Source organism: Methanomassiliicoccales archaeon (genome assembly GCA_026394375.1).
Classification (GTDB): domain Archaea; phylum Thermoplasmatota; class Thermoplasmata; order Methanomassiliicoccales; family UBA472; genus JAJRAL01.
Window position 1 is genome coordinate 21,870 of sequence record JAPKYJ010000018.1, and the last position, 25,982, is coordinate 47,851.

Consider the following 25,982-nt stretch of genomic DNA (forward strand, 5'->3'; position numbering starts at 1 on the left):
CTTGGCAAAGGCGGTCGTTCTTCTGTCGGGGGGATTGGACTCAACGGTCACCTTGGCCTATGCATTGGCGCTAGGAGAGGAGGTCGTGCCCGTAAGTTACCGTTATGGCCAGAGGCATTTCCGCGAACTGGAGGCAGCGAAGCAGGTAGTCGCCCACTATCGCCTGAAGCAGCACGTGGTGGTGGACATGGACCTATCTGCCTATCGCACCAACGCGCTGACGTCGACGGAGGTGGAAGTGCCCCTGGGAAGAGACGTCCGGGACATAGGCGGTGACATCCCCCCAACCTACGTCCCGGCCCGGAACATCATCTTTCTGAGCGTGGCCGCCGGTCTGTGCGAGAGCGTCGAGGCCGACCGCATCTACATCGGCGCTAACGCGCTGGACTACAGTGGCTATCCCGACTGCCGGCCGGAGTTCTTTCAGGCGTTCGAGAAGGTGCTTGAGGTCGGCACCAGGCGCGGTGTGGAAGGAAATCCCGTGCGGGTGATCGCTCCGCTGCTGCGCAAGAGCAAGGCGGAGATCGTTCGCTTGGGAAAGGAGCTCGAGGCCCCTCTTGACCTTACCTGGTCATGTTACAGAGGAGGAGCGAAGGCCTGCGGCCAATGTGACTCCTGCCTCCTTCGATTGAAAGGGTTCAAAGAAGCTGGTCATGCGGATGAGATCGAGTACGAGGGATCAAGATGAAAATCAAGGAGATCTTCCGTTCCTTGCAGGGGGAGGGGGTGCTCATAGGCACCCCGACGACGTTCGTGCGCACGGTTGGCTGCAACCTCGACTGCGACTGGTGCGACACCAAGTATGCGAGGGAAGGGGGCGAGGACATGTCCGTGGAGCAGATCATGCTTCGAATAAAGGAGCTGGACACGCCTTTCATCTGCGTGACCGGCGGCGAGCCCCTTTTGCAGAAGGACACCATCAGGCTGCTCAATCTCTTGGTGGAGAGGCTCTACCAGGTCACATTGGAAACGAATGGATCCCTGCCTCTGGACGACGTCCCGTGCGCGGAGAACATGCTCATCTCCATGGACATCAAGTGTCCGTCCTCGAGCATGGAGGAGCGCATGCTATTCAGCAATATCGAGCTGCTCTCGCCCGCCGACCAGCTCAAGTTCATCGTGGCGGACATGAACGACCTCAGTTACGCGGAGAATATCCTCAAGACCAACACGGTCAACTGCAACGTCATCTTCACCCCTGTGGGCGGAATGGACCTGGAGCCGATCGCTCAGTTCGTGCTTGCCAGAAAGATAAATGCCAGGGTATTGCCACAACTGCATAAGCTCATATGGGGCGAAGAGCCAGGAGTGTGAACTGGACCCGTGCTACGACGCGCCCCGGCACATCCTGACAATGATTTTATATAAGGATTCGTTAATTCGTGAAGCAGCCGATTGAGGCCTAGCAATGAGTGGAAACATTCGTAACCAGGACCTGCTTTTGCGCTTGCTTCCAATCTCATTGTTGTAGAGTCCCTCGGTTCGGCGCCTGGTTCTATCGGGCCGGTGTCGGTCTGAAGGTGAATTGAATGTCCAACAAGCCTGACAAGGGTTTCCCGGAGAGAAAAGGGATATACACCAGTCACTTCAACGCCATGATCAGCCATGCCGATGTCCCAGAACAGGTGACGATATTCGACACCACGCTCAGGGACGGAGAGCAGACTCCGGGCGTGGCGCTGTCCTGCGAGGACAAGCTGCGCATCGCAGAGCTGCTGAGCGATCTGGGCGTGGACGTGATCGAGGCAGGCTTCCCCATCATATCAACGGGAGAAAGGCAGGCGGTGAAACGCATCGCCGCCGCGGGACTGAAGCCTCGCATCTGCGGGCTAGCACGATGCCGGCAGGAGGACATCGATGCGGCGATAGACTGCGGACTGGACTACGTGCACACGTTCATCGCCACCAGCGAGATACACATGAAGAACAAGCTGAAGATGACCCCGGACCAGGTCAAGTCGAAGGCGGTCGAGTCGATCGAATACGCCAAGAGCCATGGCCTGACGGTGGAGTTCTCCTGCGAGGACGCGACCCGGACCCAGCTCGACTTCCTGAAGGAGATGCATCAGGCGGTCCAGGGGGCGAAGGTGGACAAGATCAATCTCCCGGATACCGTAGGGACGATGTCCCCGCAAGCGATGGAATACCTCATCCGCGAGGTCATGCCCGTCACCAAGGTGCCACTGAGCATCCATTGCCACGATGATTTCGGCCTAGCGGTGGCGAACTCCCTCGTGGCCGTGCAGAACGGCGCGCAACAGGTGCATGTGTGCGTGAACGGCCTGGGCGAGAGGGCGGGCAACGCCTCCCTGGAGGAGGTGGTGCTCGGTCTGATGGCCTTCTATGGCGCACGAACGAACATCGACACGCGCAAGATCGGCTTCATCTCGAAGACCGTGTCCCGGGTGACCGGCGTCCCCATACCGGACAACAAGGCCATCGTGGGCAACAACGCCTTCGCGCATGAATCTGGAATTCACGTTCACGGCGTGCTCAAGGACCCCAGCACATACGAGGCTATGTCCCCAGAGCTGGTGGGGATGCAGCGCTCCATTGTAATGGGCAAGCACACCGGTGCCCATTCGGTCAAAGAAAAGCTGTCCGAGTACGGAGTGGAGGTGGGCGAGGAGCAACTGACCAGGGTGGTGGACGAGATCAAGAGGCTGGCGGAGAGCGGCAAGCACGTGGACGATGCGGAACTGGTCGCCCTGGCATACCACTTCGCTGGCCAAGAGGACACACCGCGCAAGATAAAGCTTAAGGAATTCGCCGTCTTCACCGGCGTGAACATCACTCCCACCGCCGTGGTAGCGCTGGAGATGGACGGTGAGGTGCATCGGGGTTCGCAGACCGGTATCGGTCCGGTGGACGCCGCCCTCAACGCCATCCGCTCCGTCCTGAAGGACAAGGTCGCCCTGGAGGAGTATCGTCTGGCGGCCATCACTGGCGGAAGCGACGCGCTGTGCGAAGTGAGCGTCAAGGTGAAGCTGGACGGGGATGGCAAGATCATGTCGGTGGGAAAGAGTGTGGGCACTGACATCGTGAATACCAGCGTGGAAGCGACCATCGAGGCCATCGACCGGCTCTACGCGCGAAAGAAAGCTCATGGAAAAGGGTGAAGACCCATGGCCAAGGCCAAAGGCAAGACCATTTCCGAAAACATCCTATCGAAGAAGTCGAACAGCGACGCCTATGCTGGCGATATAGTGGATGCGGAGGTCGACTTCGTCATGGTGAACGACGTCACCGGTCCGCTCGCCTTCCGTGAGTTCGAGGAGCTGCACTGCGAACCGAAACGGGAGAGGATCGTCCTGGTCCCGGATCACTTCGTCCCGAACAAGGACATCGCCTCGGCCGAGCAGGCGGCGGAGATGCGCCGTTTTGCCCGGCGCTGGAAGATCAAGAACTATTACGAGGTCGGGCGAGGGGGCGTTTGCCACCAGGTCATGATCGACGAGGGGTTCGTGGCGCCAGGACGTCTCATCGTCGGCGCGGATTCCCACACCTGCACCTATGGCGCGTTGAACGCCTTCGCCACGGGGGTAGGGAGCACCGAGGCGGCGGCGGTCTTTGCCGAAGGCAGGTTATGGTTCAAGGTGCCTGAGTCCATCAAGGTCTCGCTCTCGGGGAGGCTGGGCAAGTACGTCATGGGCAAGGACCTGATCATCAAGCTCATCACGGACATCGGGGTGGACGGAGCGAACTACAAGACCCTGGAATTCGGGGGAAAGGGTTTGGCGCATTTCCCGGTGGCGGATCGTTTCACCGTTTCCAACATGGCCATCGAGGCCGGTGCAAAGGCGGGCATCTTTCCTGCCGATTCGGAGACCATGCACTTCGTTCGGCGGCATGCGAAAGGCAAGTATCAGGCGGTAGCGCCTGATGCTGACGCGCATTACGTGAGAGATATGGACTACGACCTGACGGAGCTCCAACCGATGGTGGCCATGCCCCACCTGCCGGAGAACGGGAAGCCGGTGAGCGAGGTGGACGTGATCATCGACCAGGCCTTCCTCGGCTCTTGCACCAACGGACGGATCGAAGATCTGAGGATCGCCGTGGAGATCATCAGGGGAAAGAAGGTGGCCGAGGGCGTTCGCATGATCGTCGTCCCGGCGAGCTCGCGCATCTACTGCCAGGCGGACGAGGAAGGGCTGCTGGTGGAGTTCGTGAAAGCCGGGGCGTTCGTTTCCGGTCCGACCTGCGCCGCCTGCCTGGGCGGGCACATGGGCGTCCTAGCCAAAGGGGAGAGGTGCGTCAGCACCACCAACCGCAACTTCATCGGGCGCATGGGGCACAAGGATTCGGAAGTGTATCTGGCAAGCCCGGCGGTGGTGGCGGCGAGTGCCATCGCCGGTCGGATCGTGGCGCCAGAAGGGGCGTGAGGATCATGGCGGAGATCATGCGAGGTAAGGTGTGGAAGTTCGGGGACCACGTGGACACGGACCAGATCATTCCCGCCGAGAGGCTCACCAGTAACAACAACGACCGGCTAGGCACCTTCGTCTTCGAGAAAGCGCGGCCTGAGATCGCAGGCAAGATCAAGAAGGGCGACATCATCGTGGCAGGGCGCAATTTCGGTTGCGGTTCCAGCCGGGAGCATGCGCCCCGAGCGCTGCTGCAGGCGGGCATATCCTGCGCGGTGGCTGAGAGCTACGCAAGAATATTCTACCGCAACTCCATCAATGTGGGGCTTCTGCTGGTGGAATGCAAGGTCGATGTGGACGAGGGTGACGAGCTGTCCATCGACCTGGCGAAGGGCACGATCAAAAACCTCAGGACGGGAAAGGAATGGAGCTTCCCGCCTTTCCCGCCCTTCGTGAAGGAGCTCATCGACAAGGGCGGCCTGATGGCCAAGATCAAGGAGGCGAAGAGAAGTTCAAAGTAGCGGTGCTGCCAGGAGACGGCATCGGACCGGAGGTGGTGAACGAGGGACTGAAGGTGCTCAAGGCGCTAGAGGAGACGCACCAGGTGCAGTTCGACTTCCAGGAGATGGAGATCAACTCGGAGCGGTATCTGCGCACGGGCAAGCTGTTGACGGATGAGGATGTCGAAGCTCTGCGCAAGTTCGACGTCATCTTTCTGGGAGCGATAGGCGACGACCGCATTCCGCCTGGAATCCTGGAGAAGGGCATCTTGCTCAAGCTGCGCTTCACCCTCGACCAGTACGTGAATCATCGTCCAGCACAACTCTGGAAGCCATTCGGTCGCCTAAAGAGGGACGTGGACTTCAAGATCGATGTGTTCCGGGAGAACACCGAGGACTTCTACATCGGAGCGGGGGGCAGGTTCAAGGAAGGTGCGGGCTCCATGACCCTGGACATCGAGCGAGAGCTCTACGACCTCAGCATCGACCTCGAGGCCACGGCCAGCAACACCGACGACTACGCCTTCGAGATCGGTATCATGTCCAAGAAGAATGTGGAGCGCTTCGCTGCCTACGTCATCGAGCAGGCCAAGATGGCGGGGGAGAAGAAGATCACCGTGGTGGACAAGGCCAACGTGCTCAGCAACATCTACTCCATGTGGAGGGAGGTCTGGGACGAGAAATGCAAGCAGGCGGGCATGGAGGTGCAGTACATGTTCGTGGACGCCATGTCCATGGCCTTGGTCAAGAACCCGGACAAGTTCCGGATCGTGGCCACGCCCAACATGTTCGGCGACATCCTCACCGACCTGCTGGCCGAGGTCACCGGCGGACTTGGATTGGCCCCGGGCGGCAACATCAATCCCATGGGCCTGAGCATGTTCGAGCCGGTACATGGCTCCGCTCCTAAGTACAAGGGGCAGGACGTGATCGATCCGGTGGCCACGATCCTGGCGGCCAAGATGATGCTGGACAACTTGGGCAAACCCGAGCTTGGCGACAAGGTGGAGGAAGCCGTCCGTCGCACGTTCGCCAAAGGTATCTACACCCAAGACCTGGGCGGCAAGGCAAGGACGCACGAGGTCGGGGACGCCGTGGCGGCCGAGATCAGAAAGATGTGAACGGGGCGTCCAGCCCCAAGAAACCGTTCCCCTTCGCTTTCCTTACTACGAGAAGTCGACCCGGAGCGATAGCTCGCGTGGCAGGTACATCGGTCGGTTGGGCATGTCCCCCACTTCCGTTTGCACCCGCTGGACCAACTGCTCCAGGGTCATGTCCACGTTCCTGTTCTGCGCTCGGTCGTACACGCTCAGGGTGGCGGAGGTCATCTCTTTTTCCCCGATGACCACGACGTAGGAGACCCAGTCCTGCTTGGCCTCCCTGACCTTCTTGCCCACGGTCTCGCCGCGGTCGTCCACGCCCACCCGGACCTTGGCCTTCTGGATCACGTCGGCGAGTTCCCTGGCCTTGGGCACATGTTGCTCGCCCACGCTGAGCAGGCGGACCTGTTCTGGCGCCACCCAGGTCGGCAGCACCCCGGTCTTCCCCTTGGTTTCCATCTGCACGGCCGTATCGAGGATGGTGTAGATGTAGCGCTCCAGGGTGCCGATGACCGCCGTGTGCAATATGATCGGGTACACCTTTTGCCCCTTCTCATCCGTATAGGTTATTCCGAATCTCTTCGCGTTCCCGATGTCGATCTGAACCGTGCCAATCTCCCGCGCTCGCTTCAGATCGTCCAGGATGTGGTATTCGATGTTCACCGTCCAGTAGTAGTTGATGCCTTCGGGGTAGAAGTGCAGCAAAGCCGGCTTGTTGTGCTTACGCACTATGTTCATGAGCATGTCCTTGTGCTGTCGATAGGCATCTTTGGAGGAGAAGTTCACCAGCATCTCGTAGTCCCGGCCCAGCTTCTCCGCCTCCTCATAGATCCTCCCGTCCAGGTTCTCGAACCATTTCTCGGATTCGGGGATGTCCTTGCAGATGACGTGCAGGTCGGGCATGTTCATGCGCCGAGTGCGGAAGCAGAGCATGGTCTCACCGGACTGCTCCAGTCTATAAGCATCCGCCACTTCGAAAGCGCCATAGGGCAGCTGCTTGTAGGAAATGTTCCAGTTGCGCATCATGGCGAACTGCTGGTGGCAGGCCGCGTAACGCATTACGAAATCGCGCTTCTCGCCCGGTATCATATACAGGCGGTCGCCGAAGAGGGCCGCATGCTCCTTCACCGGCGGCTCATCAAGAGAGAACATGTTCGTTCCCTTTACAGTGTACAGAGGCAGACCGAGCTCGTTCACCACCTTGCTTGAATAATCGGAGACCAGGTCCATGATGAGCGCGCCCTTGGGAGTGAAGCACATGTGTCCCACATCGCTCATCGGCTCCCACTGGATGCCGAACTTCTTGCACAGGCGCAGGTACTTCACCTCGCCAGGCAGAGGCTGCTCCTTTTTCAGAGCTTCCTTCTGCATCATGATGCGGAAGCACTCACTGCCACCCTCGAAGCCCTCCGGGTCGTGCTCCATACCATCAGGGGTGAGGACGATGAAGCTCTCCTTGCCCCTCGGCTCAGCCTTGACCTCCTCTCCTAGGATCTCTCGTGAGAGCTCGGACAAAGGATGGCCCTTGCAGCTGATGCGGAAGGCCTTGTACCAGCCGAAGGGAGCGCGCATCACCTCCACGTCCATTCCTTTGAGCTTGTTCTCTAAGGCTCGTAGCACATCCTTAGCGGTCTTGGGGTCGGAGAGCTGTGGGCTCAGGTGAGCGTAGGGGTAGAGCATGATGCGCTGGGCGTCGATCTGCCTTGCGGTCGCAGCCAGGTCCTGAGCGGCCTCCAAGGCCACCTGCTCGACCTTGCCCTCGTCCTGCTTCTCGACGGTGATGAAAGCCACGAGAACCTCTTCGAGCCTACCCTTACGGTGGTCCTCGTCGATCTCCTCGGCCACGGGGGTTGGCTTCTTGACCTCGAATTCCATATAGTCAGCGTGGATGTAGAGGGTCTTCATCGAGTCCGAAAGTAACGGTTGTCGGATATTTAAGTTAGAGGCGAAGGTTGGTTCTCTTCACACCCTCGCCCCAGTTGGCAAGGTTTATAAGAGGAAAAGGGATTCGCAGGGAAGTATCAGCATGATTTCCAAGAAGCTCAGGCGGGACGTCCTGGCGGCGGCCAACGTCACCCTCATCGTCCTCGTAGCGGTCCTGATGGTGAGCGCCAGCAGTGTCGTCATCCTCCTGGTCCAGGGAGGTAACAGCTCGCAGGGCGCGAACGTGAGGAGGGTGAATGTAGGGGATGTTATCAAGGTGGACTACATCGGCAAGCTCTCCGATGGTAGGGTGTTCGACACATCCCTCTACTCCGTGGCATCGGACGATGCTCGCTATCCCAAATCACTCACCTTCCAGCTGCGTCAGGCCAGCCAATACCTGCCTCTCCAGTTCACCGTGGGCGCTGGAACCATGATAAAAGGCTTCGATCAAGGGGTCGTTAGTATGACAGTGGGGCAGACAAAGGTCATCGCCGTACCGCCGGAGAAGGGCTACGGGCCCATGGACCAGAGCAAGCTGAAGTATGTGCCCTTGACCCAGGTGACTTCGGTGTTCGAGTACATGAACTACAGCGTCTTCACCTCTCGGTACGCGGAGGCGCCGGTGGCGTTCAAGACCGTGGTGGACCCTACCTGGCATTGGGAGGCCATCGTCCTCAGCGCCGACCCGAATGCGGACCTGGTGTGCGTGATGAACTCGCCGCGCCTCGGACAGAGAGTGGCGATGTATGGAGAGCCCCTCGGCAGTCCGTCCACTGGCTGGTATGCGGAGGTCACCTCCATCGACTCCACCGCCAACGGCGGGCAGGGAGTGATCCAGGTGCAGCATCTGTTGACCCCTGCCAACGCGGGCAAGATCAAAGGCGTCGGACCGGGAGTGAGCACGTTCATAGTGGATATGGTGGACTCGGCGGGAGGCACCTTCCGGATGAACTACAACGGCGAGCTGGTGGGCGTGACGATATACTTCACGGTGACCATGGTGGCATTCGTCTCGTGATCCAAACCCCTTTCACCTCTCCTTGACTTTGCACTGGATAGAATTCTAGTCAGCCTCATGTCGGTCATTTCAGATCGCACTTTATCGGCGGGTGCTTCCTGCGCCAATAACTGACCGCGAATGAGATGGCTATGATTATGATGATCAGGGCCAAGGTTACAGTCTGCGCCATGCCGCTGGAGAGGTAGACGAAGAATAGGTTGCTCATTGCCAGGATGGCGCCGTACTTGAGGAAGCCCCCGGCGAAGGTGTACAAGACGCATTTCTTGTAGCTCCACTTGAGCACGGCCGCGAAAGCCCCGATGAAAGGCACCACCGGCGCAATGCGATTCACCAGCACCACCTTCTCATCCTTGACGATGAGGAAGCAGGTGTAGCGGGTGATCACGTTCTGGATCCAGCGTGGCACCTCGATTTTGGTCATAATGAAATAGAGCGTGCTGAAGCCCAGGAATTCCGCCAGCAAGATGACTACCAGTATCGCGCCGGCGAACCAGGCTTGAGGATGGACCATGAAGACGATAACCGTGAACAGCTCCGGCAGGGTTGGAAAGACAATGGAGTCGATGAAGAACAGCAGGAAGATGCAGATGAGCAGACCCTCGATGCCCAGAGGCGAAAGAAGATCGTGGATCCACTCCCCGATGTCGAACATTCGAGCTAACTGAACTCCTGCTGGGTATTATTGTTTTCGTCCCGGATGCTGGGAAAGAGGCCTAGGAACTAGCTCAATAATATATCCGGACAAAACGATGACCGGGCCATCCCGGTGGTCAGTCTGAAGGTATGCATGCTCGATCCTCTGTTCTTCCCCTACTTCGGAGGCACGGAGAAGGTGGTACTGGAAGTGGGCAGCCGACTGGTGAGCAACCACGGATATCAAGTGCAGGTGCTCACTTCCATGATCCCCCAGGCAAAAGGGGTGAAGAGGGAGACGATCCAAGGCGTCGAGGTTATCCGCTCTCTCTCCCTCTACTTAGAGCATCTGCCAGGCTTCCTGCCACCGCCTTACACACTGGTTCCACGCCTGAATGCGGACCTGAAACGGGAGTGCAGAGGGGCGGAGATATGCCACGTGCACAATCGCTTCTGGTATTCGCCCAGGACATACTTCACCGTCAAACGGTCGTTGAAATCGCATCTGATGCTCACGATACACAACGCTCGGCCCAGGAACATCTCCAAGAGCGTGGACTACTGGGGTGGGGTCTTCGACCAGGTCATGGGCCGGATGGTGTTCAAGAGCTGTGACCGCATCAACTGCGTGAGCAAGGCGGCCATGGAGGACACCATTCCTCCCGAGCACCGACACAAGTGCACGGTGGTCTACAACGGCGTCGACACCAAACGTTTCCGGCCAGGACTCGACACTAGCGAGGTCCGCGAGAAATTGAGGATAGGACCGGGGCCGGTCGTGCTCTCCAATGGCCGGTTGATCGAGCAGAAAGGCTTCCCGGTGCTACTGAAGGCCATGTCCATGGTGCGGAAGGAGGTCAACGACGCTCAATTGGTCGTCATCGGCAAAGGCCCCCTGAAGAGCATGCTCATGCGGGAAGCCGCGGAGCTAGGGATGCGGGACGAGGTGCATTTCGTCACGGGCATACCGGAGGAGGAGATCCCTAAGTACTACTGCCTGGCCGACGTGTTCGCTCTGGCCTCTCTCTACGAACCGAGCGCGGTGGTGCTCTACGAGGCGCTAGGCTCCGGAAAGGCCATCGTGGCCACCTCAGTGGGAGGAAACCCGGAGATAGTGTCCGAGGACTGCGGTTTCATCGTTCCACCGAGGGACCCACACAGATTGGCAGAGAAGTTGCTTCTCGTCCTCAAGGACCAACAGCTGAGAGGCAGACTGGAGGAGGCATCCAGGGAAAGGGCGCTGAGTCACTTCGATTGGGATGTGATAGCCAAGGAATGGGTGCGCTCCTACGAGGCTCTGGGCTAGTTCAGTCCAGCCCGACCCGCTGGAGCTTGGAACGGATCGCCTGTTCGTACACTTCCACGAGCTTCCTGGTCGCTCCGTGGATGGAGAACTGCTCCGCCCTCATCCTGGCGTTCCGCCTTAGGCGATCGTCGGCCGCCAGGGCAAGCTTGATTGCCCCGGCCCATTCACCGGGTTCTTCCGAGAAAAGGTAGCCGTTCTCCTCGTCGTGGACGATCTCCGCCACCGCCCGGTAGTCGATCCCCGCCACCGGTTTGCCGCTGGCCATGGCCTCCAAAGCCACCAGCCCCTGGGTCTCGAACTTCGAGGCGATGGTGAAGACATCGCAGGCTGCGTAGTAGGAGGGTAGCTCATCATCCGGAACGAAACCGGTGAAGATCACCCTTTCCGCAAGGCCCATTTCCCGACTCATCCGCACATAGTGGTCCTTGGCCGGTCCCTCCCCTACGACCATCAGCACTGCGTTCTGGTCATCTTGGCTCAGCTCGGAGAAGCCCTTCAGGACCAGGTCCATGTTCTTCTCCCAGGCGATACGTCCCAGGTTGAGGATGACCCTCTTCCCCTCAAGACCATATTTCGCCCGGATGACTGAACCATCGTTCCTTGGATGGAATCGTTCCGAATCCACGCCCGTGGGGATCACCTCTATCCGTCGCATGTGCGGCGCATATCGCCTCAGCTCCTGCTCTATGGCCATGGTAGGCGCGATGACCGCCTCTGAGCGCTGCAGCAGGTTGCGCAGGTAGATCCACATCAACCGGCTCACCATCCCGTCGGGGAAAGGCGTGAAGTTGTAGTACTGGGCCGCGTCAGTCACCATGGTGTGGAATGAAGTCACCACAGGCAGCTTGAGTGTGCGTCCTGCGAACATGGAGCGCAGGGCCATGAACAGCAGACCCTGGGAATGAATGACATCGACGTCCAGTTCACGCAGGAGCTCGCACTTGTTGGTCGGGAACAACGGAATGCGATATCCGGAGTAGCGGCTGAAGCTCATGGACCGGAAGTAGCGGACCCCTTCCTCCTTGCACTGGCCCGGACTGGGATCGGGCGCGAAGATGAAGACCTCGTGCCCAAGGCTCCTGAGCTCGGCGCTGGTGGTGAGGACCGAGGTCACCACCCCATCGCGGGAGGGCAGATATGTGTCCGTGAACATCGCAATCTTCAATCGCACCACCAATCAGCGGATCGCTCTCTTCAGCTTGCGGAGCACGTCCTGGGGGTCGTGTCCCAACAATCTGATCATGGCTTCTTTCCCCACTCCACCCCGGTCGAAGATCACGTCAGGCACCTTCCCGGTCCGCTCGATGACGGTCCGAGTGCCCCATTCCATGGTCTTCTCTCCCTCAGGCTCATCCTCCCGATCGAAACTGGCAACCTTCAGTCTGGATTCCTTCATCTGATCCACGTGGGTCTGAGAATAGCGTAGGTTGAGGGCCGAGCGAGCTTTTGGATCGAAATGCATGGCCGTGAGCACGATCCTGGAGACGTGTCTTGACGCTCCGAAGGCGAAGCAGCCCGAACGAGCGACCTTCTTTCCTGAACCGACGATCCTCCCTTCAAGCGCGCAGACATCCTCAAAGTAGCGCGCTTGCGGCAGAGCGTAGACGAAATTGATGCCCACCTCTGGCACCCATTCCCGGGAAAGGATGCGCTCCAGCTCATCGGTCGCCTCCTTGAGCGACAACATCACCGAGTATCGCTGTTCCTCCCTTCTCAGACTGGCCAGGGGGTCCGCGATCTCCAGCCCCTTGCCGACCGGGTAATGCGATTCGATGGCCTCGGCGATGCGCCCTTTGGCCTGCACCACCGCTTCCTTCAGCTCGATCCCCTTCGCAAGGTAGGCCGTGATGAAAGATGATAGGTCGCACCCGCTCCCGTGGACCTTGATCAGAATGCGTGGATAGCGAAGCTCGGTGAACTCGTGCTCGGAGTACAGAATGTCGACGGCTGCTTCCCCTTCGAAGTGCCCGCCCTTGAGCAGCACTGCTTTCGGGCCATGGCGGGAGATGCGTTCGCACGCCTTCCTCGCCTCCTCCCGGTCGACGATCTTCAGACCCGAGAGCACCTCCGCCTCGTGGCGGTTGGGGGTGACACAGCTGGCCAGGGGCAGCAACTCCCTCTTCAGCGTCTCCACCAGGTTCTCCTGGTGCAGCGAATCCCCCACTCCCGCCACCAGCACCGGGTCCACGACCAAAGAGAATCCTTTCCCTTTGAGCCTGGAGGCCACCAGGTGCGCAATGCCCCTATTGTAGAGCATGCCGGTCTTGACCGCTTTGACCTTGGCATCGGCCAGCACCATCTCCAGCTGCGATCGCACATGCTCTAAGGGAATGGGTAGGATGTCCGAGACCCGTTGGGTGTTCTGGGAGGTTATGCAGGTGATGACCGTGGCGGCATGCACTCCCACCGCGGCCATGGCCTTGATGTCCGCCTGGATGCCCGCCCCACCGATGGAATCGGAGCCTGCTATGGCGAGAGCCACGACCATGAACCTCTATCGACTCCAGCGATTTAAAGTCAATCGCGCCAAGAGGAGGGTTCGCCACGGAAAAGTTAAGTATCCTCCGCCTCATCAAAATGCTAATGAAGGCCATTAGCGGGCATTTCGTGCTGAAAGGCAGAAAAGACTACCGCGATATAGCCAAGGTGTTCCCCGAGGTCCTCACCACCTTCCTAGAGGAGACGGACCAGATGCCTGAGGACAAGGAGGTGTTGGAGATGTTCATCCACCTCAACCAAACGGAGCTGCAGCGGAACAGCAAGCCCGAGGGCTACAACCGCAAGGGCCGGATGAGATTGGTCTTCCCATTGACGCGCAAGGAATTCTACGTACGGGGCACGGCCAGCAGCAGCGAAGTGGTGAGGATAACAGAGAAGATCAGCAAGATCCTCAGTAAGGGCGGAGTGGACCACGAGGTGGAGTGGAACGCCCTGTCCTCCGTCGAAGAGTGATGCTCCGGGGAATGGCATGCGCTCCGAAGACATAGCATGGAGGAAGCGCATCGATAGGTGCGTGGACGACCCCCATTCCCTGGATGGGATGCGGGCGGCCTTCAGGACCACGATCGACCGTCAAAAGGAGAACGTCTCGAAGATATCGGACCTGGAGGGGCGGAGGAAGAGGGCGAAGGACGTCCGTCGCCTCTCTCTTGCGGACGGGAAGCTCTTGGCGCAGGCGATGGAACGCATGCGAGCGAACCGCCTACGCGTGCTCGGTCCATTCTCCAGGGCGGAGGCCCAGGAGGCGGTGCTGCGCGAGCTCGGGGATGAGGTTCTGGTCGTCAAGTCGAAGTCCAACGTCACCAAGGAGATAGAGCTCACCAAGTTCCTAGAGAAGCACGGCAAGAAGGTCATCGAGACAGATGCCGGGGACCGCATCATTCAGATCGCCGGAAGGAAGCCAGCACATCCTACAGGTCCGGCCGTGGACCTCACCCGTTACCAGGTGGCGGAGATCATGGGCAAGCACTTCGGAGAGGATATCGATCCCGACCCGGAGATACTGACCCACATCATCCGGGATGAGGTCCGGTCATACATCGACAAGGCGAAGATAGGCATCACCGGTGCCAACTATCTGACCGCCGAGGAAGGGGCGGCGCTCATAATCCACAACGAGGGAAATGCGGCGGAATGCGCCCGCCGTCCGCTCAAGCATATCATCGTCACCGCCACGGACAAGGTCGTGCCCGACCTGGATGAGGCCATCAACCTGGCAAAGCTGCAGACCTATTACGCCACCGGCAAACTGGTCAGCCAGTATATCAACGTCATCAGTGGACCAAGCATGACCGCGGACATCGAGAAGAAGACCTTCTACGGCATGCACGGGCCGGAGGAGGTGGTCGTGGTCTTGGTGGACAACGGACGTTCCTCAGTGCCGGACGAGGAAATACTGGATTGCATCAACTGCGGCAGCTGTCTGCTCCGTTGCCCGGTGTATGACATCGTGGGGAAGGAGTTCGGAGGGCCCGCCCACCTAGGGGGGAGGGGCGTGTGCTTCACCGCCAGCACCGATTCCATGGAGTCCTCGGTCAAAGGCGGTCTGGCGCTGTGCACGAGCTGCGGGCTCTGCACTGAGATGTGCCCGGTGAGCATCGATATCCCTAAGCTCATGCGTGAGACCAGAACATCGGCTGTGAATGGCCTAGGCCCGTTGGCGCCGGAGCACGACGTCCTGGCCAAGAGCGTGCGCAACTATCACAACCCCTGGATGCAGCCCAGGGCGATGAGGGCGAAGTGGGCCCGGGGATTGGAGCTGAAAGACAAAGGCCCGGTGCTCTATTTCGCCGGTTGCTCGCATTCGCTTCTCAGCCCAGAGGTGTCTCGAAGCACCATCGCCCTGCTTCGCCGCGGCGGTTTGGATGTTTCCTATCTTGCTGGTGAGGAGCTGTGCTGCGGTTCAGTGCTTCTGAAGACCGGGCAGCGAGAGGCCTACGAGCGGGTGCGGGACGAGAACGTCAGGAAGATATTGGCCTCTGGCGCCAGCAAGGTGATCACCGCCTGCCCTGGTTGCTTCAATGCCCTTTCCCATTATCGAGACGAAGTCGATGGATTCAAGATGGAGGTCGAGCACGTCACCCAGACGCTCGCCCTTCTACTGGAGGAAGGCAGGCTGCGCTTTGGTGGTGCACCTGTCAAAGTCACCTACCATGACCCCTGTGACCTGGGCCGTCATGGCAAGGTGTTCGAAGCTCCCCGGAATATGCTGAGGTCGATGCCCGGGGTGGAACTGGTGGAGATGGGCGAGAACCGCGCTCGGTCCGTGTGCTGCGGTTCAGGAGGGGGCGTGAAGACCGCCTTCCCGCGGCTGGCGACCTCCATCGGCGCGAAGCGCATCGCTCAGGCACAGGAGACAAGGGCGCAGCTTCTGCTGACCGCCTGTCCGTGGTGCGAGGCGAACCTCCGCGATTGCCAGAGGGGCGATGAGAACAAGCTGGAAGTGGACGACCTAGTGAGCTTCCTGGAGTCGCGGCTCATTCCTTCGTGAGCAGTCGGGAGTATGCGCGCAGCAGTCTCCGCTTCTCCTTTCTTGCTTTGGTGCGAGTGGCCATTACCTCATCCTCCGCCCGTTCGATCTGCCTGCGCACGGTCACGGGCGAAGTCCCTCCATAGGAGCACCGGCGGTCCATGCAGCTCCTCAGCGGAAGCACCTGATAGATGTCTTCCTCGATGCGGTCGCTATACTTTCGCATCTCTGCCAGGCTCATCTCCTCGAGTCTCTTCCCTTGGTCGATGGCCTTCCGTACCACTCTGCCAGTGATCTCGTGCGCCGTACGGAAGGGGATGCCCTTGGTCACGAGATAGTCCGCGAGCTCGGTGGCGTTCAGGTGGCCCCGCTCGCAGGCCGCGAGCATCCTCTCCCGGTCGAACTCGACCGTCGAGAACATGCCCTCGGCGATCTCCAGACTGGGGAGCAGCACGTCCAAGGTTGAGAACGTCAGCGCCTTGTCCTCCTGCAGATCGCGGTTATAGGTCAATGGCAATCCCTTGAGCAGGACGAGCATCGAACCTAGGTCCCCGATGACCCGGGCGGAACGTCCACGCATCAGCTCGGCCACGTCCGGGTTCTTCTTCTGTGGCATTATTGAGCTCCCAGTAGCGTAGGCGTCGCTCACCTCGGCGAACCCGAACTCAGGCGAGGACCAGATCACCAATTCCTCGCTCATGGAGGAGAGATGGGTCATGGTGCTGGCACAGCAGAACAACAGCTCCGCCGCGAAATCGCGATCGCTCACCGAGTCCATGGAGTTGCTTGTCGGGGCCGCGAACCCCAAGACTTTGGCTGTGTGGTGTCGGTCGATGGGGTAGGTTGTGCCGGCTAGAGCCGCTGCTCCCAGGGGGCAGAGGTTGAGCCTCTGGTAGGAGTCGAGGAAGCGCGAGGCATCGCGCTGCAACCGGGCCTCATGCGCCATCAAGTGGTGCGCCAAACTCACTGGCTGAGCGTGCTGCATGTGCGTGAAGCCGGGCATCACGGTCTCCAGGTTCTCCTTTGCTCTCTTGATGAGCGTGAGCTGCAGAGCCCCGACCAGCTCCACTGCCTCCAGGGTCGCATCCCTTAGATACATGCGGAGGTCCGTCGCCACTTGGTCATTGCGGGAACGGGCGGTATGCAGTCTCGCCCCTGCCTCTCCGATGCTCTCGGTGAGCAGGAACTCGATGTTGGTGTGGACGTCCTCCAGCTTCTCTGATAATGTCAGCTGTCCCTGCTCGATCTGCTTCAGGATGGAACGCAATCCCTTCACTATCTTGTCGACATCGACCTGGGGCAGGATGCCCTGCCGCCCCAGCATCTGCGCGTGGGCCACCGAGCCCACGACGTCATACCAGGCCAGGCGGTGATCGACAGAGATGGAAGAGGTGTATGCGAGCGTCTGATCACTCGCTATTCGTCTGAATCTCCCCGACCACAGGACCTGTTTGCTCACCTACATCCACCTTCTCCTTGTGCGCTGCGGCGACGGTCTTCAATGGCAGTCCCCAGACATAAATGAAGCCCTTGGCGCAGCTATGATCGAACTGATCCCCTTTGGCATACGTCGCCAGTCCGATATCGTACATGGAGTACGGCGAAGTGCGTCCCACGACCACTGCGCTTCCCTTGAAGAACTTGATCCTGACCGTTCCGGTCACATACTCCTGCGTCTTCTCCACGAAGGCATCGAGCGAAACCTTGAGCGTGCTGAACCAGAGCCCATCATAAGCAAGCTGTGAGTACCTCTGCTCTACTCCCTGCTTGAACGCCAGCACGTCCTTCGGAAGCACGAGCTTCTCCAGGTCCCGGTGCGCCGTTATGAGGGTGAATGAGGCAGGGCACTCGTATACCTCTCTGGACTTTATGCCGACCAGCCGATCTTCTATGTGATCGATGCGGCCCACCCCTTGCTTCCCCGCCCGGGCGTTCAAGGTCCTCACCAATTCCACCGGCTTCATCCTGACTCCGTCCAAGCTGACCGGGATGCCCTTCTCGAAACCGATCTCGATGTAATCTGGCTCCTCAGAGGCATCGTTCGGGGAACAGGTCCACTCGAACACGTCCTCCGGCGGCTCGTGATAGGAATCCTCCAGAACGCCGCATTCCACGCTCCGTCCCCAGAGGTTCTCATCAGTGGAGTAGGGGCTCTCTTTCTTTACCTTGATAGGTATCTTGTGCACCCGGGCGTACTCTATCTCCTCCTCCCGGGTCATGACCCATTCCCGCATGGGGGCTATGATCTCGATGTGCGGTGCCAGAGCGCCGATGGAAACGTCGAAGCGAACTTGGTCGTTCCCTTTGGCGGTGCAACCGTGGGCAATGTAGGACGCTCCCTCCTTCCTGGCCACTTCCACAAGCAACTTGGCGATCAACGGGCGAGCGATGGAGGTGCATACGGGATACGAACCCTCGTACATGGCGTTGGCCTTGAGGGCGGGGAAGCAGTACTCCTCCACGAACTCCTCCTGAGCATCGATGGCGTAGGCCTTGACCGCCCCGATTTTCTTCGCCCGGTCGATGTTCTCCTGCATGTTGCCCGGCTGGCCGATATCGACCGAGACGGCTATGACATCTACCTTGTACTTATCCTGAAGCCAGCGGATGGCCACCGAGGTGTCCAATCCGCCCGAGTAAGCGAGCACCACCTTCTTGCGCTCTGACTTGCTGGATTCCATTGAAATCTTCGGTGCTACTTGGGCATCTTTATTAAGGCTTGTTGCCGACCTTCCGACAGACATCCGACGCTGAAGTCTCACACGAGACACGCCTTGGGCCAGATATCGACCGTCGCTGCGAAAACAGGGCTGCGCTCAAATGTCTAGAATCGGTCATCACGATTTTAATAGAACCTCTTAATCGGCAGACTTCATATTTCCGACCCCATCCTCACCTGGCAAGCTAGATGCAGATGGAGAAGGATCGAAGAGGAAAGACCAATGATCAAGGCAGCCATCGTCGGCGGTTCCGGCTATACTGGAGGAGAACTAGCTCGCCTTCTATGCCGTCATCCTAAGATCATGCTTGAGGCGATTACTTCCAGGCAGCTGGTGGGGACCAAGGTGTCACAGATCCATGCGAACCTCGAAGGGTTCGTGGACCTGCGCTTCGAAGAGAGCCTGTCCGCCAGCTCCAAGTACGACCTGGTGTTCGTGGCTGCTCCCCACGGGGCTTCCATGGGTATCGTGCCCGATATGCTCAGGAAGGGAGCGAGGATCATCGACCTAAGCGGCGACTATCGCCTCCCGGACCCCTCGCTGTACGAGAGATGGTATGGACTGAAGCACAAGGACCCCAGCAATCTGGATGAGGCCGTCTACGGCATCCCCGAGCTTTTCGGCGAGAGCGTCAAAGGAGCGCAACTGGTCGCCAACCCAGGATGCTATCCCACCTGTTCCTTGCTTGGCCTAGCCCCTCTGTTCGCGCTCGGTCTCGTCGAAGGAAGAGCCATTGTGGACGCCAAGAGCGGTACCTCGGGAGCGGGTCAGGAACCAACGAAGATGACCCATCATCCTACCTGCGGTGCGACTTTGATCCCCTACAAAGTGGGATGCCACCGCCACACACCGGAGATCAAGATGGTGCTGGAGCGGCTCTCTGGTACCTCAGTGGACGTGGTGTTCACCCCTCATCTCATGCCCATCGTTCGGGGAATGCTTTGCACCTCCTACGTTCGCCTCAAGCGGAAGATGAAAAAGGAGGAGCTTAGGGCTGCCTACGACGAGTTCTATCACGGGAAACACTTCGTGCGCGTGGTGTCCGTTCCTTCTATTCCAAATGTGGTCGGATCCAACTTCTGCGAGATTGGCCTCGAGCTGACAGGAAAGGACAGCGTGGTTGTCATGAGCACTCTGGACAACCTGGTGAAGGGAGGGAGCGGCCAGGCGGTGCAGAACGCCAACGTGATGTTCGGTCTGTCGGAGAAGATGGGTCTGGACTTTCCAGGACTGGGGGTGTGAGAGATGAGCGTGCAGGTCATTGAAGGGGGCATCACCTCGCCCAAGGGTTTCAAAGCGGCGGGGGTCAAGTGTGGCATCAAGAAGGATAAGCTGGATTTGGCGGTGATCTACACCGAGATGCCGGCAGTGGCGGCCATGGCCTACACGCAGAACAAGGCTAGGGCCGCGCCCATCGAGGTCATGATCAGGGATAGCCCGCGCACCCTCCGGGCTTTCGTTATCAACTCCGGGAATGCCAACGCTCTCACCGGGCCCAAGGGCATCGAGGATGCGGAGGCCATGCGGACGTCGGTCGCTCTGCCTCTTGGTCTCGAACCAATAGAGGTGGGTGTTGCTTCAACAGGAGTGATCGGACGCTTCCTGCCGATGGACAAGGTGACATCGGGCATCGTCCAGGCGGTCAAGCAGTTGGACCGGGGCACCGAGGCGGACATGGAGGCGGCCAAGGCCATCATGACCACCGACACCAGGGTGAAGAGCTTCGCCTGCCATGTCACCCTGCGCGATGGCACCGTAGCCACCATCGCGGGCATAGCCAAGGGCAGCGGCATGATATCGCCTGCCATGCGCACTATGCATGCCACGACCCTCAGCTTCATCACCACCGACGCCTGCGTCCAGGGGGATGTGAGCATACAGTGGCAGAGGATCATGGATTCCAGTTTCAACGTCATCAATGTGGACGGGGACCAAAGCACCAACGACATCTCCGCCTTCATGGCCAATAGCGCGGCTGGCGGAGCCCCGGCGGATGATGACCCCGCCCTTTGGGAGGGGGTGTTGCACATCGCCCAATCGCTCTCCAAGGCGGTGGTGGTCGACGGCGAGGGAGCGACCAAGCTCATCGAGGTGGTGGTCACAGGCGCAAAGGACGACAATGAGGCCCGGGTGGCGGCCCGGTCCGTGGTCGCTTCGAACCTGGTCAAGGCAGCGGTGTTCGGGGCGGACCCGAACTTCGGGCGCATTCTTGCCGCATTGGGCAACTCGGGCAGCGAGTTCGACATCTCTAAAGTGAAGCTGACCCTGAAGAACGGCCGGACCGTCGTTCTGTTCGAGCAGGGTTCGCCGGTCATCATCCCCGGATCGCCGGACGAGAACGTGGCCAGAGCGATCCTCCGTGAGAAGCGTATCATGGTCCTGCTGGAGCTGGGTGTCGGCAATGGAAAAGGAGAGGCCTGGGGCTGCGACCTGAGCTACGAATATGTGCATATCAATGCCTCCTATACCACCTGAGGCCTCAGGATGAATGGGGAAAAAGAACTTCATCCGCGCGCAGGGACGCTTGCGGGAAAGAAGGTCGTCATCAAGATCGGCGGCAGTTCGATCGCGGGGGTGGAGCGCATGGACGCTTTCGCTGCGGAGGTCGCTATCCTGAAGGGAGAAGGTCTGAGACCCATCGTCGTCCATGGAGGAGGACCGGAGATCTCCGAGGAGATGAAGCGGCGGGGGCTGCCGGTGAAGAAGGTGTCCGGTCTGCGGGTGACCGATGAGATGACGCTCGAAGTGGCGATGGACGTGCTCTCGGCCATCAACGTCTCCATCGTAAGCGCCTTGAAGCGTGCTGGTCTGCAGGCCACCGGGATGATGGGCGCGGAGGGCGATTCGGTCCAGTGTCGGAAGATGGCGCCTGCTCGGGTCAAGGACGAGGACGGCAAGGATGTCGAAGTGGACCTGGGGCTCGTGGGAGAGATCACCAGGGTCGAACCGTCGCGCATCCTACAGCTGTGCGAAAGCGGTTTCGTGCCGGTCATCTATCCAATATGCGTGCAGAGGGACGGGCAGCTCATGAACGTCAATGCAGACACGGCCGCCGCGCACATCGCCATGGCCGTCAAAGCGGAGGAGCTCGTCCTCATCACGGACGTGCCAGGGCTCATGCGCGAGTTCGGGAAGGCAGAGACGGTGATCCCGATCCTGAGGACATCGAACATCGCGGAATTGGAACGCCAAGGGATCGCGAGCGAAGGCATGATTCCAAAATTGGAAGCCTGTCAATTGGCTGTCGAAGGAGGGGTGAAGGTGGCGCACATGATCGACGGCAAGGAGAAAGGTTCGATAGTGCATCAGTTGCTATCCGGGGATTATCACGGTACTAGAGTGGTGCTCGGTCAGGAGTGAAGAAGATGATGCTGGAAGATGTGAAGCAGCTGTACGCGTCCTACCTGTTCCAGAACTATGCCAGGGAGGATATCTGCTTTGAACGAGGAGAAGGCGAGTACCTGTTCGATCTAGGCAACTGCCGCTACATAGATTTCGTGGCCGGGATCGCCGTGAACGTCCTGGGTCACAATCATCCCGCCATCGTCGAGGCGGTCACTAGCCAAGTGCGCAAGCTGGTGCACGTCTCCAACCTCTATTACGTCAAAGAGCAGGCGGAGTTGGGGGAGGCCATAGCATCCATAGTGCCTTGGCCGCTGAGCGTGTCGCTCTTCGTCAACAGCGGCGCCGAGGCGAACGAGGCGGCGCTCAAGCTCGCCTTCAAGAGGACGGGACGGACGAAGTTCATCGCCACCAAGAACTCATTCCACGGTCGTACCGCCGGCGCTCTCTCTGCCACGGGACAAGTCAAGTACCAGGCGGGCTTCGAGCCGCTTCTCTCGAAGGCTTTCCAATTCGTGGACTATGGAAGCATCGAGCAGCTCAAGTCGGCGGTGACGAAGGAGGCCGCCGGCCTGATACTGGAGTCGGTGCAAGGTGAGGGAGGCATAGTCCTGGCCAGCCGGGAATTCATGCGCACCGCGCGCGACCTTTGCACCGATACCGGGGCATTGATGATCATGGATGAGGTGCAGACCGGTTTCGGTCGCACTGGCCGCTGGTTCGGCTTCGAACACTATGGCATCGTGCCCGACGTGGTCACCATGGCCAAGGCATTGGGAGGGGGATATCCCATCGGTGCCATCGTATCCTCGCTCGAGATATCCAGAACGTTCACGCCTGGCTTGCACGGCACCACCTTCGGAGGGAACCCCCTCGGATGCGCGGTGGCCACGGCGGTCATCCGCACCCTCAAGCAGGAGAAGCTGGTGGAGCGCTCCGCCCTCAAAGGCGAGGAATGGATGGCCAGGCTGCGCTCGATCGCCAAGGACAAGTCAATGGTCAAAGAGGTGCGTGGAAAGGGCCTGATGATCGGCATCGAGATGGAGGGCGAACGGGCAAAGGAGCTGCAAAGGTACGCCTTCGGGCGCAAGCAGCTGGTCAATGTGGTGCATGGAAATGTCATCAGGCTCGTGCCTCCATTGATCATCAGCGATCAATCGATCAAGGCCTTCAACATGACCCTGGAATCCTTCCTGACCAGGCCGTGAATGGGAGATGTAAAAGCTTTAATACCGTCACTCTTTTCGTTCTCTCCTTATGAAGGAGCAGGCCCAGAAGGAAAGTGTAGCCGAGCGGACGCGCGCCTACATCGACGCTCATCCTTCCATCAAGGACTGCATCTCCAAGGACCTCATCAACTACTCATCCCTCGCTCGCCAGATCATGAAGGACCGGGGTATCAAGAACGAAGAGGCGGTCATGATCGCCTGCCGCCGCTACGCCGTCAAACTGGCCAAGCGGGACCACGAGCGCGACATCCTTCGCATCTTGGCCGGCAGCCGCCTGGAGGTGAAGACCAAGATCTGCATCGTCACCGCCAAGAACGACTGGACCGTGCTGCAGCGTCTCGGGACGGTCTTCCAGAAGCTCATCAACGAGAAGGCCATCATGCAGGTGATCCAGGGGGCACAGGCCATCACGATCATCGCCGACGAGAAGCTGAAGAGCGAAGTGGTGAACGCGGTCGGCCGGGAGAACGTCCTCAAGGTCAGGCAGGACCTGGTCGAGATCACGGTCAAATCGCCAGAACGGATCGTGGAGACGAGCGGGGTCTTCGCCTTCCTGGCCTCGAACCTGGCCGAGAACAACGTCAATGTGGTGGAGACGGTCAGCTGCTACACCGACACCATCTTCATCGTCAACGAGGCGGACATGATCTGTGGCTATTCCCTTCTAACCAAGATAATCGAGTCCGCGGAAGAAGTGGAGAACACGGAAGAGTAGGCTCTGCGCAATTCGCAGCTAGTTACGATTTTCGAAGGGCATTCTTGACACTCAGCGGACATCGGTTCCTCTGGCATTCCGCGCAGAGCCATGCGTTTTTCGAATATTCGACAAGCATCATATAGCCGCAATGGCATGAGATTGTCAGCGTTGAGGAATGACCATGGCCAAGGTTCCAGACATCAAGGTAGAGCCCCCAGGCCCGAGGGCGAAAGGGATCATCAGCGTGGACACGGAGTACCTCGCTACCTCTACCAAAGCCTCTCCTTTGGCGGTGGAGAGAGCTCAAGGCTCAGTGGTCTGGGACGTGGACGGCAACAGCTACTTGGATTTCGCAAGCGGCGTGGCGGTGCTGAACGTCGGTCACTCGCATCCGCGGGTCACCAAGGCGGTCTGCGATCAGCTGGCCAAGTTCAGCCATTTCGCCGGCACCGACTACTACTACGACGTCCAGTCGAGACTGGCCAAGAGGCTTTGTTCGATCTCTTTGGGAAGCGAGAGGAAGAAAGTATTCTTCAGCAACTCCGGGGCCGAGAGCATCGAGGCGGCTATGAAGGTCGCCCGCTGGTCCACGCAGCGGAAACAGTACATCTCCTTCTTCGGGGCGTTCCACGGACGCACATTCGGGGCGCTATCGCTCACCGCTAGCAAGAGGGTGCAGCAGGAGCGTTACTTCCCCAAGGTGCCCGGTGTGACCCATATCCCCTTCGCCAACTGCTACCGTTGCCCCTACCATCTCGAGTATCCCCGCTGTGACATCTGGTGCGGAAAGATCCTGGAAGAGGTCTACTTCGATACCATGCTCCCGCCCGAGGAGGTCGCCGCGCTGTTCATGGAGCCGATCCAGGGTGAAGGAGGGTACATCGTTCCGCCGAAGGAGTTCGTGCAGCACATGGCCCTCATGTGCAAGAAGCACGGCATTCTACTTGTGGATGATGAGGTGCAGGCTGGAATCGGCCGGACGGGCAAGATGTGGGCCATCGAGCATCACGGGGTCGTTCCGGACGTGCTGTGCTCCGCCAAGGCCCTGGGCTCGGGCCTGCCCATCGCCGCCACCATCTTCCGCAGGGAACTGGATTGGGGGAAGAAAGGGGCACATTCCAACACCTTTGGCGGCAACGCCCTGGCATGCGCAGCCTCTCTGGCCACTCTCGATGTCATCGAGGAGGAAGGGCTCATCAAGCAGGCGGAGAAGAAGGGGAAGCACCTGCGCAAGCGCCTTGAGGAGCTGAAGGATAGATACGAGATCATCGGCGACGTGCGGGGCTTCGGCCTGATGCAGGCCACAGAGTTCGTCAAGGACCGCAAGACCAAGGAGTACGCTGTCAAAGAGCGAGATGAGATCGAAGACATGGCGTTCAAGCGAGGCCTGATCCTTCTCGGCTGCGGCCGGTCCGCCATCCGCTACATACCACCGCTGACCACGAGCTTGGAGCAGATTGACACGGGCGTGGACATCCTGGAGGGCGCGATACGAGACGTTTCCAAGGGAAGGTCGTGAGCGGAGCGGGATGAAGCTCTACCGTTCCGCGAAGAGGGAGTGGGCCGAGGGCAAAGGCTACGACAAGCGCGTGCTTCTAGAGGAGAAGCAGCTCGGCATCCCTGGTTCTTTCATTCAGGAGGTCAGGTTCCATGCAGGCGAAAAGGTCCCGCAGCACTACCATGAGCACACCACGGAGATATTCTTCGCTCTGGACCGGGCATTGTTCGAGATCAACGGGAAGGCGGTGATCATGGAGCCCGAAGACGTGCTGGTCTGCGAGCCGGGCGACGTGCATGGGAACCCCATCATCGATTCTGCATTCAGGATTCTGGTCATTAAGGTCGGCTTCTGTCCAGAAGACACGGTTTGGATGAATTGAATCTCTCTGATTCTCAAGGTTTGCGAGCGCGCAACATGAACGGCGATCACTTCGTCCCAATGCCTCCTGTTCGCTTCTACCTCCTCATTGCTCGTGTGTCGTTCCCCAGAATCGATTGAAGGTGATGGAGCCACCAGGGAGAGTTGAACTCCCGACCTGCTGATTACAAGTCAGCCGCTCTGCCAGACTGAGCTATGGTGGCCTTGTCGCCTCCTAGGCGACACCAGGGATTTATCATTTTTCTTGTCTAGGTCCCTTGGATTCTCCAATACAGGAGAGTCATGCAAGCATG

Annotated in this window: 23 protein-coding genes and 1 tRNA gene; 17 read left to right on the forward strand and 7 right to left on the reverse strand. The window is 59.3% G+C overall.

Translation table 11 applies throughout. The features are described 5' to 3' along the window. Position 1: 1 nt before the first annotated feature. The 6 genes from queC to NT137_04295 all read left to right on the forward strand — a co-directional run bounded on the left by queC (position 2) and on the right by NT137_04295 (position 5,988). Entirely contained in the window at positions 2–688 is a 687-nt protein-coding gene (gene queC, locus NT137_04270) for a 7-cyano-7-deazaguanine synthase QueC (GenBank protein ID MCX6652554.1), read from the forward strand. Continuing rightward, entirely contained in the window at positions 685–1,314 is a 630-nt protein-coding gene (locus tag NT137_04275) for a radical SAM protein (protein MCX6652555.1), read from the forward strand. The genes queC and NT137_04275 overlap by 4 nt, the downstream gene beginning before the upstream one ends. Positions 1,315–1,529: 215 nt before the next feature. Further along, a complete protein-coding gene (locus NT137_04280; protein MCX6652556.1) occupies positions 1,530–3,119 on the forward strand; it encodes a 2-isopropylmalate synthase in 1,590 nt (529 codons plus the stop codon). 6 nt (positions 3,120–3,125) lie between these two features. Next, the gene (locus tag NT137_04285) at positions 3,126–4,385 is read left to right on the forward strand and encodes a 3-isopropylmalate dehydratase large subunit (GenBank protein ID MCX6652557.1); all 1,260 of its coding nucleotides are present in this window, start codon (positions 3,126–3,128) and stop codon (positions 4,383–4,385) included. A 5-nt stretch (positions 4,386–4,390) separates the two neighbouring features. Further along, positions 4,391–4,888, forward strand: coding sequence for a 3-isopropylmalate dehydratase small subunit (locus tag NT137_04290; protein ID MCX6652558.1), 498 nt, complete (start codon positions 4,391–4,393; stop codon positions 4,886–4,888). A gap of 2 nt (positions 4,889–4,890) precedes the next feature. Next, positions 4,891–5,988, forward strand: coding sequence for an isocitrate/isopropylmalate family dehydrogenase (locus tag NT137_04295; GenBank protein ID MCX6652559.1), 1,098 nt, complete (start codon positions 4,891–4,893; stop codon positions 5,986–5,988). A 45-nt stretch (positions 5,989–6,033) separates the two neighbouring features. Here NT137_04295 and NT137_04300 read toward each other — a convergent pair whose 3' ends face one another. Further along, positions 6,034–7,872: a threonine--tRNA ligase gene (locus NT137_04300; GenBank protein ID MCX6652560.1), complete on the reverse strand. Its 1,839-nt coding sequence runs from the start codon at positions 7,870–7,872 to the stop codon at positions 6,034–6,036. A gap of 121 nt (positions 7,873–7,993) precedes the next feature. On the opposite strand from NT137_04300, the gene NT137_04305 reads away from it, so the two are divergent. After that, positions 7,994–8,911 carry an FKBP-type peptidyl-prolyl cis-trans isomerase gene (locus tag NT137_04305; protein ID MCX6652561.1) on the forward strand — a complete coding sequence of 306 codons (918 nt, stop codon included), beginning with the start codon at positions 7,994–7,996 and terminating at the stop codon, positions 8,909–8,911. A 64-nt stretch (positions 8,912–8,975) separates the two neighbouring features. Here NT137_04305 and NT137_04310 read toward each other — a convergent pair whose 3' ends face one another. Then, complete coding sequence (locus NT137_04310) at positions 8,976–9,566, reverse strand: hypothetical protein (protein ID MCX6652562.1); 591 nt, start codon at positions 9,564–9,566, stop codon at positions 8,976–8,978. 114 nt (positions 9,567–9,680) lie between these two features. Here NT137_04310 and NT137_04315 point away from each other — a divergent pair, with 114 nt between their 5' ends. Continuing rightward, positions 9,681–10,853: a glycosyltransferase family 4 protein gene (locus NT137_04315; GenBank protein MCX6652563.1), complete on the forward strand. Its 1,173-nt coding sequence runs from the start codon at positions 9,681–9,683 to the stop codon at positions 10,851–10,853. A 1-nt stretch (position 10,854) separates the two neighbouring features. Here the strand turns inward: NT137_04315 and NT137_04320 are convergent, their stop codons facing one another. After that, on the reverse strand, positions 10,855–12,018 hold the full coding sequence (locus tag NT137_04320; protein MCX6652564.1) for a glycosyltransferase: 1,164 nt from the start codon (positions 12,016–12,018) through the stop codon (positions 10,855–10,857). 12 nt (positions 12,019–12,030) lie between these two features. Further along, positions 12,031–13,341: a bifunctional hydroxymethylpyrimidine kinase/phosphomethylpyrimidine kinase gene (gene thiD / locus NT137_04325; protein ID MCX6652565.1), complete on the reverse strand. Its 1,311-nt coding sequence runs from the start codon at positions 13,339–13,341 to the stop codon at positions 12,031–12,033. Positions 13,342–13,436: 95 nt separating this feature from the next. Between thiD and NT137_04330 the strand changes: the two genes are divergently transcribed. Together NT137_04330 and NT137_04335 are read left to right on the forward strand one after the other, a co-directional pair. Continuing rightward, positions 13,437–13,805 carry a hypothetical protein gene (locus NT137_04330; GenBank protein ID MCX6652566.1) on the forward strand — a complete coding sequence of 123 codons (369 nt, stop codon included), beginning with the start codon at positions 13,437–13,439 and terminating at the stop codon, positions 13,803–13,805. A gap of 16 nt (positions 13,806–13,821) precedes the next feature. Beyond that, complete coding sequence (locus NT137_04335) at positions 13,822–15,843, forward strand: LUD domain-containing protein (protein ID MCX6652567.1); 2,022 nt, start codon at positions 13,822–13,824, stop codon at positions 15,841–15,843. Here NT137_04335 and argH read toward each other — a convergent pair. Then, positions 15,830–17,281, reverse strand: a complete 1,452-nt coding sequence (gene argH / locus NT137_04340) for an argininosuccinate lyase (GenBank protein ID MCX6652568.1) — start codon at positions 17,279–17,281, stop codon at positions 15,830–15,832. The two genes, NT137_04335 and argH, sit on opposite strands and share 14 nt — an antisense overlap. Continuing rightward, positions 17,232–18,503, reverse strand: a complete 1,272-nt coding sequence (locus tag NT137_04345) for an argininosuccinate synthase (protein MCX6652569.1) — start codon at positions 18,501–18,503, stop codon at positions 17,232–17,234. The genes argH and NT137_04345 overlap by 50 nt, the downstream gene beginning before the upstream one ends. Positions 18,504–18,764: 261 nt before the next feature. On the opposite strand from NT137_04345, the gene argC reads away from it, so the two are divergent. From argC to NT137_04380, 7 genes are all read left to right on the forward strand, one after another. Then, positions 18,765–19,784 carry an N-acetyl-gamma-glutamyl-phosphate reductase gene (gene argC / locus NT137_04350; protein MCX6652570.1) on the forward strand — a complete coding sequence of 340 codons (1,020 nt, stop codon included), beginning with the start codon at positions 18,765–18,767 and terminating at the stop codon, positions 19,782–19,784. 3 nt (positions 19,785–19,787) lie between these two features. Continuing rightward, positions 19,788–21,017 carry a bifunctional ornithine acetyltransferase/N-acetylglutamate synthase gene (argJ, locus tag NT137_04355; GenBank protein ID MCX6652571.1) on the forward strand — a complete coding sequence of 410 codons (1,230 nt, stop codon included), beginning with the start codon at positions 19,788–19,790 and terminating at the stop codon, positions 21,015–21,017. Positions 21,018–21,026: 9 nt separating this feature from the next. Further along, entirely contained in the window at positions 21,027–21,902 is an 876-nt protein-coding gene (gene argB / locus NT137_04360; protein ID MCX6652572.1) for an acetylglutamate kinase, read from the forward strand. Between the two features lie 5 nt (positions 21,903–21,907). Beyond that, a complete protein-coding gene (locus NT137_04365; protein MCX6652573.1) occupies positions 21,908–23,092 on the forward strand; it encodes an acetylornithine/succinylornithine family transaminase in 1,185 nt (394 codons plus the stop codon). A 49-nt stretch (positions 23,093–23,141) separates the two neighbouring features. Then, entirely contained in the window at positions 23,142–23,828 is a 687-nt protein-coding gene (locus NT137_04370; protein ID MCX6652574.1) for an ACT domain-containing protein, read from the forward strand. A gap of 157 nt (positions 23,829–23,985) precedes the next feature. Further along, entirely contained in the window at positions 23,986–25,329 is a 1,344-nt protein-coding gene (locus NT137_04375; GenBank protein ID MCX6652575.1) for an acetyl ornithine aminotransferase family protein, read from the forward strand. Between the two features lie 10 nt (positions 25,330–25,339). Further along, the gene (locus NT137_04380) at positions 25,340–25,690 is read left to right on the forward strand and encodes a cupin domain-containing protein (GenBank protein MCX6652576.1); all 351 of its coding nucleotides are present in this window, start codon (positions 25,340–25,342) and stop codon (positions 25,688–25,690) included. 125 nt (positions 25,691–25,815) lie between these two features. On the opposite strand, the gene NT137_04385 is transcribed toward NT137_04380, so the two are convergent. Beyond that, a tRNA-Thr gene (locus NT137_04385) sits at positions 25,816–25,892 on the reverse strand. Positions 25,893–25,982 lie beyond the last annotated feature (90 nt).